Source organism: Halanaerobium sp., from assembly GCF_003070835.1.
The window spans coordinates 1-14,011 of record NZ_QBLR01000079.1; the positions used below are offsets into that span (position 1 = coordinate 1).

The 14,011-nt window shown below is 39.6% G+C and carries 14 protein-coding genes; all 14 read left to right on the forward strand.

The features are described from left to right. Window positions 1-1,000, forward strand: a 1,000-nt coding sequence (gene aroA / locus CI949_RS09640; RefSeq protein WP_290765713.1) for a 3-phosphoshikimate 1-carboxyvinyltransferase, incomplete at its 5' end; no start/stop codon positions are given. Continuing rightward, the gene (gene hisC, locus CI949_RS09645; protein ID WP_290765715.1) at window positions 997-2,109 is read left to right on the forward strand and encodes a histidinol-phosphate transaminase; all 1,113 of its coding nucleotides are present in this window, start codon (window positions 997-999) and stop codon (window positions 2,107-2,109) included. The genes aroA and hisC, both read left to right, overlap by 4 nt. Before the next feature lies 1 nt (window position 2,110). Then, a complete protein-coding gene (aroF, locus tag CI949_RS09650) occupies window positions 2,111-3,163 on the forward strand; it encodes a 3-deoxy-7-phosphoheptulonate synthase (protein WP_108137600.1) in 1,053 nt (350 codons plus the stop codon). 80 nt (window positions 3,164-3,243) lie between these two features. Next, window positions 3,244-4,443: a chorismate synthase gene (aroC, locus tag CI949_RS09655; RefSeq protein WP_108137602.1), complete on the forward strand. Its 1,200-nt coding sequence runs from the start codon at window positions 3,244-3,246 to the stop codon at window positions 4,441-4,443. 140 nt (window positions 4,444-4,583) lie between these two features. Then, window positions 4,584-5,342 (forward strand): SurA N-terminal domain-containing protein, encoded by a 759-nt coding sequence (locus CI949_RS09660; RefSeq protein WP_108137603.1) that lies wholly within the window; start codon window positions 4,584-4,586, stop codon window positions 5,340-5,342. A 225-nt stretch (window positions 5,343-5,567) separates the two neighbouring features. After that, window positions 5,568-6,317 carry a SurA N-terminal domain-containing protein gene (locus tag CI949_RS09665; protein ID WP_108137605.1) on the forward strand — a complete coding sequence of 250 codons (750 nt, stop codon included), beginning with the start codon at window positions 5,568-5,570 and terminating at the stop codon, window positions 6,315-6,317. A gap of 188 nt (window positions 6,318-6,505) precedes the next feature. Further along, window positions 6,506-7,195 carry a response regulator transcription factor gene (locus CI949_RS09670; protein ID WP_108137607.1) on the forward strand — a complete coding sequence of 230 codons (690 nt, stop codon included), beginning with the start codon at window positions 6,506-6,508 and terminating at the stop codon, window positions 7,193-7,195. Beyond that, entirely contained in the window at window positions 7,170-8,951 is a 1,782-nt protein-coding gene (locus CI949_RS09675) for an ATP-binding protein (protein WP_290765727.1), read from the forward strand. Before CI949_RS09670 ends, CI949_RS09675 begins: the two co-directional genes overlap by 26 nt. A 90-nt stretch (window positions 8,952-9,041) precedes the next feature. Then, window positions 9,042-10,442, forward strand: a complete 1,401-nt coding sequence (locus CI949_RS09680) for an aminopeptidase (RefSeq protein ID WP_290765731.1) — start codon at window positions 9,042-9,044, stop codon at window positions 10,440-10,442. Window positions 10,443-10,645: 203 nt separating this feature from the next. Continuing rightward, on the forward strand, window positions 10,646-11,305 hold the full coding sequence (locus CI949_RS09685) for a protein disulfide oxidoreductase (RefSeq protein WP_290765734.1): 660 nt from the start codon (window positions 10,646-10,648) through the stop codon (window positions 11,303-11,305). 94 nt (window positions 11,306-11,399) lie between these two features. Next, window positions 11,400-11,720 carry a thioredoxin gene (trxA, locus tag CI949_RS09690; RefSeq protein ID WP_108137615.1) on the forward strand — a complete coding sequence of 107 codons (321 nt, stop codon included), beginning with the start codon at window positions 11,400-11,402 and terminating at the stop codon, window positions 11,718-11,720. Between the two features lie 141 nt (window positions 11,721-11,861). Further along, entirely contained in the window at window positions 11,862-12,269 is a 408-nt protein-coding gene (locus CI949_RS09695) for a DNA-binding response regulator (RefSeq protein ID WP_290765738.1), read from the forward strand. Window positions 12,270-12,343: 74 nt separating this feature from the next. Next, window positions 12,344-12,775, forward strand: coding sequence for a DUF1934 domain-containing protein (locus CI949_RS09700; RefSeq protein ID WP_108137619.1), 432 nt, complete (start codon window positions 12,344-12,346; stop codon window positions 12,773-12,775). A 22-nt stretch (window positions 12,776-12,797) separates the two neighbouring features. Further along, a partial coding sequence (gene argS, locus CI949_RS09705; RefSeq protein ID WP_290765742.1) for an arginine--tRNA ligase occupies window positions 12,798-14,011 on the forward strand: 1,214 nt, incomplete at its 3' end.

Consider the following 14,011-nt stretch of genomic DNA (forward strand, 5'->3'; position numbering starts at 1 on the left):
GCTTCTGGCCGGACTTTTAGCCTCTCAGGATTTTTATTCAGTGCTGACAGGAGACCACTCGCTGCGCAAAAGACCGATGCAGCGGATTATTGGACCACTTTCCAAAATGGGAGCTAAAATATGGTCCCGCCGGGACGGACTAGCCCCACTGAGTATTAAGGGCCAGCCGCTGGAGGCGATGGAATACAAACTTCCTGTTGCCAGTGCCCAGCTTAAGTCTTCAATTTTACTGGCAGCTTTAAAAACTGAAGCCGAAACGGTAATCATTGAACCGGCAGTTTCCAGGGATCACACCGAGCGGATGCTCAAAGGTGCCGGGATCGATCTGGAGATTTTAGAGGATAGGATTATTCTAAAGCAGGCAGCAGAGAGAAAACTTAATCCATTTGAGATAAATGTTCCGGGAGATATTTCTTCGGCCGCCTTTTTTATTGCAGCTGGACTTTTGGCAGCTGAGGGTGAGCTCTTAATTAAAAATGTCGGCATCAACCAGACCCGCAGTGGTTTTCTGGAAGTAATTAAGGCCATGAATGGTAAAATTGAACTTTTAAATAAGAGAGATCAGGGAGGAGAGCCGACTGCAGATATTCTGGTTAAACCCTCAGACTTAAAAGGGACAGAAGTCAGTGGTGAAGTAATTCCCCGCCTAATTGATGAGATCCCCATAATCTCTGTGCTGGCAGTTTTTGCTGAAGGTAAAACAGTGATCAAAGATGCAGAAGAATTGAGGGTTAAGGAAACAGACCGGATCAAAGCAGTGGTCACAGAATTTGAAAGACTGGGACTAGAAATTACAGAAAATGAGGACGGGATGGAAATCAGCGGCCCCCAGCCAGTAGAGGGTGGAATTGAAGTTGAAAGCTATCATGACCACCGGATTGCAATGTCGCTGGCGGTACTGGCTTTAAATTCTAAAAGAGGAATTACAATTAACGGCAGTGAAATTATAGCTACATCTTTTCCTAATTTTAAAGAATTACTAAAAGAGGTGATTGGATGAAAAAGATAATTGATGATATTTCAGCCGGTGTTAAAGAGATGAACCGCTATCAGGCCGGCAAAAGCATAGAAGAGGTACAGGAAGAATACGGACTGGAAAAAATAGTTAAACTTGCTTCTAATGAAAACCCACTGGGACCAGCAATTCAGGTGATTGATACAATACAGTCAGAGGCTAAAAATGTCTGTCTCTATCCAGATTCAGACAGCAGGGAGCTTAAGACAGCTCTGGCAGAAAAGTACCAGCTGGCAGAGGAAAGAATATTTCTGGGCAATGGCTCCGATGAAATTTTAGACCTATTAATGACTTTGATTTTAAAGCCAGGGGACGAGGTTATTCAGGCAGATCCAGCTTTTATCAAATATGAGCTGGCAGTAAAGTCCAGGGGCGGCAGCAGTGTCAAGGTTCCACTTGATCAAAATCACAGACATGATCTGCAGGCGATGGAAGCTGAAATCAGCGATCAGACAAAGGCAATTTTTATCTGTAACCCCAATAATCCAACCGGAACCATGCTCGAGCGGGAAGAGATAGAAGACTTTTTGGAAAAGGTGTCAGAGGAAGTACTGGTAATAGTCGACCAGGCTTATCAGGAGTATATCACAGCCGAAGACCCCTTTGATGGAGTTGAGCTGCTGGAAAAATATCCAAACCTAATGCTGATGCGGACATTTTCTAAGGCCTACGGTCTGGCCGGAATGCGGATAGGTTATGCCCTGGCTGATCCAGAACTAATTGATTATTTAAATAGAATTAGAGGCCCCTTTAATGTCAACCGCCTGGCACAGAAGGCTGCAGTGACAGCTTTAGAGTCAGAATCACATCTGGAAATCTGTCAGAATTTAAATAACAAAGAAAAAGAATTTCTCTATCAGAAGTTTGAAGAGCTGGGGCTTGAATATATTGAAACTGAGGCCAATTTTATGATGGTTGACACCGGGATGCCGGCCGCTGAAGTCTTTGAAGAGCTGCAGCAGCGGGGAGTAATTATTAGACCGGGCCATCAATTTGGGATGGAAAGCTGGATCAGAGTAACCATCGGGACCAGAGCTGACAATGAATATTTTATCAGGAACTTAAAAAAAGTATTAGCAGAGGGGAATGAGTAATATGATAGCGGTATTAAAAAGAGGGGCAACTAAAGATGATGAACAGAAGGTAATTGAGTTAATTGAAGAAGCTGGTTTCTCAGCCCATCCGGATACCGGGGCGGAAACTACGATTGTCGGAGTTGTTGGAGTTGCACCTGAAAAAAAGGTTAACCTAAAAGAGAAACTGCAGGTTATGAGCTGTGTGGAAAAGGTAGTAGTGATTTCTGACCCCTATAAGCTGACCAGCTGGAACTTTAAACAGGATAAAACAGTAATTGACCTCGGCGATGGCGTTAAGGTCGGTGGAGATGAGCTGACAGTGATGGCCGGGCCCTGCTCGGTAGAAAATGAAGAGCAGATGCTGGAGACTGCCAGGGTGGTCAAAGAAGCAGGAGCTAAAATACTTCGCGGTGGTGCATTTAAGCCGAGAACTTCTCCCTATTCTTTTCAGGGGCTGGGTGAAGAAGGTCTTAAGTTATTAGCCAAGGCCAGAGAAGAAACCGGGCTCAAGGTAATTACAGAATTGATGGATATTGAGCATATAGATGTTGTCTGCAAATATACTGATATTATCCAGATTGGAGCCCGCAACATGCAAAACTATGCTCTTTTAAAGGCAATTGGGAAGCTCGATAAACCGGTAATGCTTAAAAGAGGGATGTCCGCTACCATCAAAGAGTGGCTGCTGTCAGCAGAGTACGTGATGAACGAGGGCAACCATCAGGTTATTTTATGTGAAAGAGGAGTTAGAACTTTCGGTGAAGAAACCAGAAATACAATGGACTTAAGTTCAATTCCTTTAGTTCAGCAGTTAAGTCACCTGCCTGTGATTGCTGATCCGAGCCACGGAACCGGACGCTGGGAGTTAGTAATCCCGGTTGCCAGAGCGGCAGCCGCAGTTGGCGCAGATGGAATTATGGTTGAAGTCCACCCGCATCCGGAAAATGCACTTTCTGATGGACCACAGTCTCTAAAGCCTGATAACTTTAGGCTGCTGATGGAAGAATTGAATGCAATTACAACTTCTCTCAAATCATTTAAAGCAAGAGAAAAGAAAATTGACTATAAATAATGTAGGTTAAATTTCATCAAACACATTAGATTAAAGCAGCAAATATAAATTGAGAAGTAGAGTATAAAGGAGGAAAAATTTTGTTTGAATATATAACAGCTGGAGAATCACACGGGCCGCGGCTGACAGCAATAATTAAGAGTCTGCCCGCTGGCCTTAAAGTAGAAGTTGAGCAGATAAATGAACAGTTATTTAGAAGGCAGCAGGGTTATGGACGCGGTGGTCGAATGAAAATAGAGAGTGACCGGGCAATAATCAATTCCGGGTTGAGGCATCAGGAAACTCTTGGGACCCCCTTAAGTATGACAATTGAAAATAAGGACTGGCAGAACTGGGTTGAGGCAATGGCTCCTGATAAAGAGCGGGGAGATGATGTGGAAGCCCTGACAAATCCCAGACCCGGCCATGCTGACCTTCCCGGAGCTTTAAAATACAACCACCGGGATCTGCGCAATGTCCTGGAGCGGGCAAGTGCTCGCGAAACTGCAGCCAGAACTGCAGTCGGAGCAGTGGCCAGGCAGTTTTTAAATGAATTTAATGTCAATATTTACAGTCATGTTGTCCAGATTGGTAACTTAAAAAGCGAGACCTGGACAGATCTAAAAGCAAGAGATCCGGAGCGTTTCAAAAATGAGGCTGAAATCAAAAAATATTTTGCCGAGCTTGACAAAACAGCCCTCCGCTGCGGAGACGAGGCTAAAACAGAAGCGATGAAAAATTTAATTGATTCCTGGCGGGCCAATGGAGATTCTGTGGGAGGAGTTTTCGAAATCGTGGTTACCGGTCTGCCGGTCGGACTGGGCAGCCATGTTCACTGGGATTTAAAACTGGAAAGTAAACTGGCAGCTCAGCTGATGGGCATCCAGGCGATCAAAGGGGTAGAAATCGGCTCCGGATTTAAGGGTGCAGGTTTACCGGGTTCCAAGGCTCATGATGAAATATACTATGATCTTGACCGCGGTTTTTACCGGAGTTCCAACCAGGCAGGTGGAATAGAAGGTGGAATGAGCAATGGCGAAGAACTGATTATCCGTCTGGCGATGAAACCTATTCCTACTCTGGCCAAGGCGCTGCATTCTGCTGATATAATCTCTAAAAAGGAAACTACAGCTGCCAAAGAGCGTTCTGATGTCTGTGCTGTTCCAGCAGCCAGTATAGTTGGGGAAGCGGTTACTGCTTCAGTGCTGGCAAAAAGTACAGCTGAGAAATTCGGCGGCGACAGCATCAGAGAAATCAAACGCAATTATGACGGTTATTTAGAGCAGTTAAGAAAGTTTTAATCTGATTAATATCTTATTTTAAACTTTCTCTCACATTTTTAACACATTCCTTTTCTATACTATTAATTGAGAAATGAGAAAAAAACAGAAATCATTACAGTAAATTTCAAAAAATTAATTTTCAAAGGAGTGTTTTAGAAATGAAAAAAGTTCTCGTTTCACTTTTATTAATCACAGTGCTGATGGTTCCGACGACAGTTATGGCTCAGGAGATGGAATTAAATGGTGAGCAGCCGGCCGATCCCTCTCTGGAAGAGAATATTAACAGTAATTCTGCAGTAGCCGAAGTTAACGGAGAAGAAATTACACAGGCAGAACTAAATCAGCAGGCAAATGTTAACCAGCTCCTGCAGCAGCTAAGTCAGATAGACCAGCAGCTGGTTCAAATTTTAGCTCAGTCTGAAGCCGGGTCTGAAGTTATCAAGGAATACCAAAAGCAGAAGCTTGATTCTATTATAGATAATGTACTGCTCAAACAGCAGGCTAAAGAAAAAGGTATTAGCCTCAGTCAGCAGGAAAAGGAAGAAATTTACAAAGAGCAGAAAGCAGCAATTTTGGAACAAAATCAGATGGATGAAGAAGAGTTCTTATCTGTCTTAGAAAAACAGGGCTTTGAAAATGAAGAGGCTTATAAAAAAGAATTTCTAAGTAATCCTCAAATTAAAATCAATAAGTTAATTGAAGAGGAAGTAGCAGCTGAGATTGAAATTAGCGAAGAAGAACTTAAAAAGGCTTATGAGAAAAACAAAGATGCCTTTGCTCAAAGTGGTAAAGATACTGATTTTGAAGATTTAAAGCCACAGCTGGAGAAGATGCTCAGACAGCAGAAGCGAAATAAAAAGATAAGTCAGTATCTAAGTAATTTACGTGAAGAAGCAGAGATTGAAAAGATGATTTAATCCTCCTGAATAGATAAATTTGTTATGGGCCCCTTAGAGGGCCCATATTTAACTTAACTTGATTTAAAATTATTTTAAAAAGCAGATTTTAGATTAATTTAATCTTTCTCTCACATTTTTCTCACATTTCTAACCTATACTTATAATCAGATAAATAAAAAAATGCTTAACTAAATTATTTTAATAGTTAAGTCAATAGTAATTTAAGGGGAGTGCTTATATTTAATGAAAAAGATTTTAGTTTCACTTTTATTGATAACTGTTCTGATGGTTCCGACAGCTGCTCTGGCTCAGGATACGGAGTCTAACAGCGAAAAACCTGCCGCCCAGTCTTTAAATCAGGGTAATCAGGTTGTAGCTACTGTAAATGGAGAAGAAATTTCTTCCCAGCAGCTGGCACAGCAGGCAAATGTTAATCAGATCTTACAGCAGGTAAGTCAGGTAGATCAGCAGCTGGCACAGCTTTTGGCAAGTTCTGAAGCTGGAAAGACTGTACTGGAAGAACTGCAGAAGGCTAAATTAGACAGCCTGATTGACAATGTATTATTAGAACAGGCAGCAGCAGAGTCAGATATTACTTTAACTCAGGAAGAAAAGAACGAGATTTATGAACAGCAGAAATCAGCAATTTTACAGCAGAACCAGATGGACGAAGAACAGTTCCTTTCAATTTTAGAACAGCGTGGTTATGAAAATGAAGAGGCTTATAAAGAAGAATTTTCTAATAACCCTCAGATTAAAATCAATAAGTTAATTGAAGAGGAAGTGCTGGCTGATATTGAAGTTAGCGAAGAAGAATTAAAATCAGCTTATGAGGAAAATAAAGAGGCCTTTGAGCAGAGCGGTCAGGATGCTTCTTTTGAGAAGCTGAAGCCGCAGCTGGAGCAGATGCTCAAACAGCAGCAGCAGAGTCAGGCAATCAATCAGTATTTAGATAAATTAAGAGAAGATGCTGAAATTGAGAAAAATATTTAATTTAACCTTCCTTATATAGAAATTATATACAGCAGAGTCCTGCCCTAAAAAGCAGGACTTTTTTCTTTATGGTATAATTAATTTAATTGAAAAGGAATATAAGCAGAGCCTGTTGTGAGGCTGTTTCAGATTTTATTTTTTTAACATTGATTAGATTTTTTACAATTATCTTTTAAGGAAGTGACAGAATGAGCGGCAAAAATGTTTTGATAATTGACGACGATCCTCATATTAGAGAAATACTGGAAGATTACCTTAAATTTGAGGGCTTCAGTGTTTCGGCAGCTGAAGATACGGAAAAGGGATATCAGCTTTTAAAAACCCAGTCTGTAGATGTCTTGATTCTGGATATAATGCTGCCAGATGAAAACGGCTGGGAATTCTGTCAGCGGATCAGGCCGGAGTTTGAGCTGCCGATTATTTTTCTCAGTGCCAAGGACGAATCTACAGATAAGATTACCGGTCTTGAGCTGGGAGCAGATGATTATATCAGCAAACCCTTTAGTCCACGGGAGGTTGTTGCCAGAATTAAAGCTGTCTTAAGAAGATATCAGCAGGGAGAGGAAGAATCAAAACTGCTTCAGTTTGGTGATCTGATAATTAATAAGGAAGAACATTATATTAAATATCAGGAAGAACTTATTGAAGTTACTCCCAAAGAGTTTTCTCTACTCTGGCATCTGGCTCAAAATCCAAAAAAAGTTTTTAGGCGGGAAAATTTACTGAAGGCTGTCTGGGGTTATGATTATTTTGGTGATGTGCGAACAGTAGATACTCATATTAAATCACTGCGGAAAAAGCTGGGTGATGCTGCAGCTGCAGTTGAGACAGTCTGGGGGGTTGGATATAAATTTGAAGCTGAAAAACTTAAAGACTAACAGTTTATTTGGTAAATTATTTTTTCGATTTATAGTGCTCTCGCTGATCATTATAGTGATTTTTGGTTTAATAGTTATCTATTATTTAGAAGATTTTCTTTATAACCGCCGCGAAAATGAGGTCCTTTATAATTTAAATCAGTTAAAAAACGATATAGACCAATATCTGGCAGCCGGAGAAGATGAGGAAATCAATAAAATTTTGAGCTTAACCGCCCGGCAAAATCGGGGGCAGATCTGGTTAACTGACCGAGAAGGAGATATTATTTACAGTTATCCCGGCCGGATAGATGAGCGGGTAGATTTTGAAGGTTTTGAGCAGATTTTCGACAATAAAATGCTTTCCAGCCGGGTTGATTCAGAGCAGTTTGATCGGCCGATGCTCTTAAATGCAGCTTCAATAGAAGTTGAAGGAGAAAAATATGGACTGCTGTTTTTCACTTCGGTCCAGGGAATTAATTCAACGGTTGGACAGATTCAAAAAATTATGCTTTATTTGATTCTCTTTTCAGCCCTGCCGGCACTACTGCTTGCCTATTTCTGGGCTAAAAGCATTTCTGAGCCTCTAAAAAATATTAGTAAGACCGCTGAAGAAATAAGCCGCGGTAACTTTATAGAAATCAGTAATGCTCAGAATACAAAAGAATTAAAAAATCTGGCAGAAAGCATCAATGAAATGTCAAAAACTCTGGCTCAAAACATGAATAATTTAAAAGAAGAAAAAAATAAGTTAAACTACATTCTTTCGGGAATGGAAGAAGGTGTGCTGGCTTTAAATTCAGCTCAGGAAATTATTCTGCTTAACCAGTCCTTTGCAGATTTTTTTATTTCCGAGGAGCAGGTTGAATTGAATAAGCAGCAGAGCCTTTCTGAGCTGATCGATAATCAGGAAGTAATTGATTTTATAAATGAGAGCATTCAAAAAAGGGAAAATAGAAGTCTGGAAGTTAAGGTAGAGGAAGCTGATAAATACTTACTACTGCACAGCACAGCTATTTTTAGAGAGAGTAAGTTCTGGGGAGTTGTTGTAATTTTTCAGGATATTTCAGAGAGGTGGCGGTTTGAGAAGCTGCAGAATGATTTTGTGGCTAATGTTTCTCACGAATTAAAAACCCCACTTTCTTCAATCAGAGGTGCGGCTGAGATTGTCTATGATGGTGCTGTCAGTCAGGAAAAGGCCAGGGAAAAATACTTAAATATGATTATTGAAGAGAGCAACAGGCTGGAAACAATGGTCAACAATATTTTGAGTATTTCGGAACTAAAATCTGATATTCTGCGGTGTACCGAAGTCAATTTTTCAGAATTTGTCTATAATATGCTGCAGGATTATAAGAGTGTGAATGAAATAGAACAGGATTTCAACTATCAACTGGAAGAAAAGATAATGCTCAGACTTGATGCCGATAAAATCAAAAGGGTAATTATCAATCTGCTCGATAATGCGGTCAAATATTCGCCTGCTGCTGGAGAAATAAAAATTATTCTAACTAAAACTGATTCAGCAGTAAAATTTGCAGTCCGGGATCAGGGACCGGGTGTGCCGCCAGAAGAACAAAAAAATATCTGGGAAAGATTTTATAAGGTCAATAAAAAAGGTTTTCAGAGCAAAAAACGGGGCAGTGGACTGGGGCTGGCTATTGTCAAAGATATTATAAAGCTTCACGGCGGCAGAGTTTATCAAAAAAATTTGGAGACAGGTTCGGAATTCGCCTTTGTACTTCCTGAAGCTAATAATCTGCCGGCTTCAGAGTGATAATCAGACTATTGTAAAAGATTTACTTACAATTTTGCTCTGCAGCTGGTATAATTAATAAGAATAAAATTTATTAAGGGGGCATTATAGATGAGTGAAGAAAAAAAGAACGAAAATGCGTATCAGGCCAAAAATGCCTGGGCGGAAATGGGCAAAGAAGAGAGAGAAGAAGTTTTTGCCTTTAATGAAGGTTATGCTAAATTTTTAAGTGAAAATAAAACCGAAAGAGAATTTGCTTCTGCAGCAATTTCTGAACTGGAAGCAGCCGGTTTTAAAAATATTAATCAGTTTGAAAGTCTCAAAAAGGGAGATAAGGTTTATGTAGAAAATCGCTCCCGGGCTCTGATGGCGGCTGTGATTGGAGAAAAAGATTTAAAAGAAGGTCTCAAAATAGTCGGCAGCCATATTGATTCACCAAGACTTGACCTAAAACCAAACCCACTTTATGAAGATGGTGAGATGGCAATGTTTAAGACTCACTATTATGGTGGAGTTAAAAAATATCAGTGGGTAACTATGCCGCTGGCTCTGCACGGAGTGGTTGTTAAAGATGATGGAACTCAGATAAATATCAGCATCGGCGAAAAAGAAGATGATCCGGTCTTCTTTATTAGTGATGTCCTGCCTCACCTCGGTAAAGAGCAGATGAAAAAGTCAATGAGTGAGGGTATTAGTGGAGAGCAGCTTAATGTAGTTGTCGGCAGTATTCCTGTGGCTGATGAAGATGCAAAAGAAAAAATTAAAGAAGCTGTTTTAAATCACCTAAAATCCGAATATGATTTTAAAGAAGAAGACTTTATCAGCGCTGATCTGCAGGTTGTTCCGGCCTTTAAGACCAGGGACGCCGGTTTTGACCGCGGCTTACTTGCCGGTTATGGTCATGATGATCGTGTCTGCAGTTATACAGCTTTAGAGGCAATTTTGGATATCAAAGATCCTCAGTACACTTCAGTAATTTTATTGATGGACCGTGAAGAAGTTGGCAGTATGGGTTCAACAGGTATGCAGTCCCACTTCTTTGAGGATCAGGTGGCCAATCTGGTTGATCTCTATTATAATGAATACAGTGAACTGCTGGTGCGTAAGGTAATGCAGAATTCTAAGGTTTTATCAGCAGATGTTAATGCTGCTTATGATCCTGATTTTGCTGAAGTTTATGCCAAGCATAATTCTGCTTATCTCGGTAAAGGAATTGTTATCTCTAAATATACTGGAGCCCGCGGTAAAGCTGGAGCTTCAGAAGCCAGTGCAGAATTCATGGGAGAAATCAGAGGTCTCTTTAATAATGCAGGTGTAGTTTGGCAGACTGCTGAACTTGGTAAGATTGACGAAGGTGGCGGTGGAACTATCGCTCAGTTTCTGGCCAATTACAATATGGATGTAGTTGACTGTGGTCCAGCTGTGCTTTCTATGCACTCACCTTATGAAGTTGTAAGTAAGGCAGATGTTTATCATTCCTATTTAGCTTATAATGTATTTTTAGAAAAATAGATTGGCTCAAATAGATTATTTAAACACAGGAGGGGCTTAGAGAAGCTTCTTCTGTGTTTTGAAATTTAATTTAGGAAAATGTTAATTGCTTAACTTTAATTAAATTTATATCGTATATAATAAATGTTGTAAGTCAAAATGAAATTGTAAATTGAAGGCATAATTAAAGTTAAAAATTAATAATACCCAGGGAGTGATATATAATGGCAAAGATCGATCAGGAAGAAAAAAATAAAATTAAAGAATTGTTCTCAAAAAATTTAAAAGACGATGTTAATTTACTTTTCTTTTCTCAAGAAGAGGGCTGTCAGTACTGTGCAGATACAGAAGAGATTTTATCAGAGGTGACTGGCCTGGATGAAAAAGTAGATTTTGAAAAACATTTATTAGGCAGCGAAAAAGCTGAAGAATTTGGTGTAGATAGAGCACCAGCAATTATCTTCTTAAATAATGAAGGTCAGGATAGTGGAGTTCATTTTTATGGAATTCCTTCAGGCTATGAGTTTACTTCATTAATTGAAGATATTTTAGATATGTCTGACCATGAAAGAATAGACCTTTCTGAAGATATCAAAAAAGAAGTAAAAGCTATTGATTCTGATGTGCTGCTGCAGGTATTTATTACACCTACCTGTCCATACTGTCCTCGCGCGGTTAGAGTTGCCCATCAGATGGCAATGCTCAACCCTAAGGTCAGAGGAGAAATGGTAGAGGCAATGGAATTTGAAGAACTGTCTTCCAGCTTCAATGTATCCGGAGTACCAAAAACAGTTATTAACTCTGGTGCAGACGAACAGGTTGGAGCAGTACCTGCCAAAACAATTCTGAAAAAGGTTCAGGATTTAGCAGTAGCAGCCAGCTAAAATAAAGACTTAGTATTTTTATTCACTTGTACCCGGTCCGAAACGACCGTTTTGGACCGGGTTCAAATAAACACAACACAGGAGGAAATTCAATATGAGTAAACCGGTAAAAGTAACAGATGGAAACTTCAGCAGTGAAGTTTTAAGCGCAGACAAAAAAGTTTTAGTTGATTTTTGGGCAGAATGGTGTGGTCCCTGTAGAATGGTGGCACCTGTAGTAGAAGATATCGCAAACGAATATGGTGACCAGATTAAGGTTGCTAAATTAAATGTTGATGAAAACCAGTCTACTGCTTCCCGCTATGGAATCATGAGTATTCCAACTATGTTAGTAATGGAAGACGGCAAGGTAAAAGATAAGCTTGTTGGTTATATGCCAAAGGATAAACTGGTAAACAAATTGGGTCTAAAATAATAAAATTTTGCTTGATTTGAAAGCCTCTCTTTTTATTTTATTATAAGAAGAGAGGTTTTTTATATTTTCTTGCCGATTACCCTGTAAAAGTTTAATCTTTTATGATAAAATTAAGATTGATTAAAAAAAGGAGGGTTATCAGTGCAGCGTTTACTAATTATACATACACCTGATGCTGATCTTAAAGATATAGCAGAGGGTATAAAAGAAGGGGCAGAATCAAAGGGGTTTAGAGTAGATATCAAAAACACAAATGATGTGGGGAATGGAGTCTCCTTTTATCCCTATGACCTTATTTTAGCGGGCAGTCCGACTAAGGGGATTTTTAGAGGGAAAATAGACGAATCTTTAAGTTCATTTCTTTCTGAAGCCAAAAGAACTGTCGGTAAAGATGCTGTTGCCTATGTTAAACCTCGCTTTTTTGCAACGAATAAGGCTTTAAAAAAGGTAATGGCAGCTCTCGAATCTCAGGGCTGTATTGTCAAGAATTTCAAAGCAATTAAGAACCACCAGTCAGCAGTAGAATTTGGTAAAAATATTAAAATATAGAATCTAAAAACCGCAGTTAAAATTTGGGCTGTGGTTTTTTCAAATTATAAAATTCTGGAGTGAATTAATAAAGTATGAGTAAAAATTGTTCTATCAAGTTAGAAAATTTACAGAAACTTACTGATGATCCTGAAAAACAAAAGATCAACAACCAGTATCAGGGAGAATTTTATATAAAAAATGAAAAGTTATACCTGAGTTATCTTGATGATGCTGAAGGTATTGATGGCTCCCAGACAATCGTTAAAATTGATCCGGAGCGGGAGCGGGTGCTGCTTCTGCGTCAGGAACCTGCAGCTATGAAACAGGATTTTAGGGTCGGCAAAAAGCAGGAAGGTTATTTTAAGACGGCCTATGGTGAAATTAAAATGGCTGTTAAAACTAAGAGATTGGAAATGGAAATCAGTGATAATTCCGGCCTGATTAGAATTAACTATCAGGTCTTTTTGGGTGGAGAGTTAAACGCTGAACACCATTTGAAAATAAATTATAAAATTACAAAGTAAAATTTATAGGAGGTTTTTTGTTTTGCAGAAAAATTTACAGGCCGCTGTGGAAGCTGAATTAATCAGTTTTCTGGTCGAAAGTGTAAAAAAAGCAATTTATGATGGAGACTTGGATTTAGAAAAGGTGCCTGAGGTTTCAATTGAGGTGCCGCGCGAAAAAGGTCACGGAGATTATGCTACTAATCTGGCCATGGTTTTAGCAGGACAGGCAGGGATGAACCCCCGCAAAATTGCCGAAATTATTGTAGAAAATTTTGAAAGTGATATTGTAGAGGATATTAATATTGCTGGCCCGGGATTTATTAATTTTAAGCTTAAAAATGCCTGGCTCTGGAATAACCTTAAAATCATTACTAAAAGAGCAGCGGATTATGGTAAAATTGATGCCGGTAAAGGCAAAAGGGTGCAGGTGGAATTTGTTTCAGTTAATCCGACCGGACCTTTACATGTAGGCCACAGCCGGGGAGCTGTAGTTGGAGATGTAACTGCTTCAATCATGGAAGCTGCAGGTTATGATGTGGAAAAAGAATACTATATCAATGATGCCGGAAATCAGATGGATATTCTTGGTAAATCAACTCTCTTACGATATCGAGAAATTCTGGGTGAAGATATTGAAATGCCTGAGGATGTTTATGCCGGTGATTATATAAAAGAAATTGCTCAGGATTTATATGATGAGCACGGGGCAGAGCTAATGGAAAAAGACGAGGAGCAGCAGCTTGAAATCTGCCGCGAATATGCCTACCAGGAAATGCTGGCAGATATTGAAGAGGATTTAGAAGAATTCGGAATCGAATTTGATAACTGGTTCAGTGAGCGAACTCTTCATCCCGATAAAATTGAGCAGGCTATTGACCTGCTGCGAGATAAGGGTTATATTTTTGAAAAAGAAGATGCTCTCTGGTTTAAATCAACTGATTTTGGAGATGATAAAGATCGAGTTATTATCAAATCAGACGGCTCACCAACCTATCTGGCAGCAGATATGGCCTATCATTTAGATAAACTGGAGCGAGGTTTTGATAAACTGATTAATGTCTGGGGAGCTGACCACCACGGCTATATTCCGCGAATGAAAGCTGTAATTGAAGCTTTTGGTTATGATAAAGATATTCTGGAAGTAATTGTGGTCCAGATGGTGACTCTGCTTCGTAATGGTAAGAAGGTGCCGATGTCCAAAAGAGCAGGCAGTTTTGTGACTATGAAAGAGGTAAATCAGGAAGTTGGTACAGA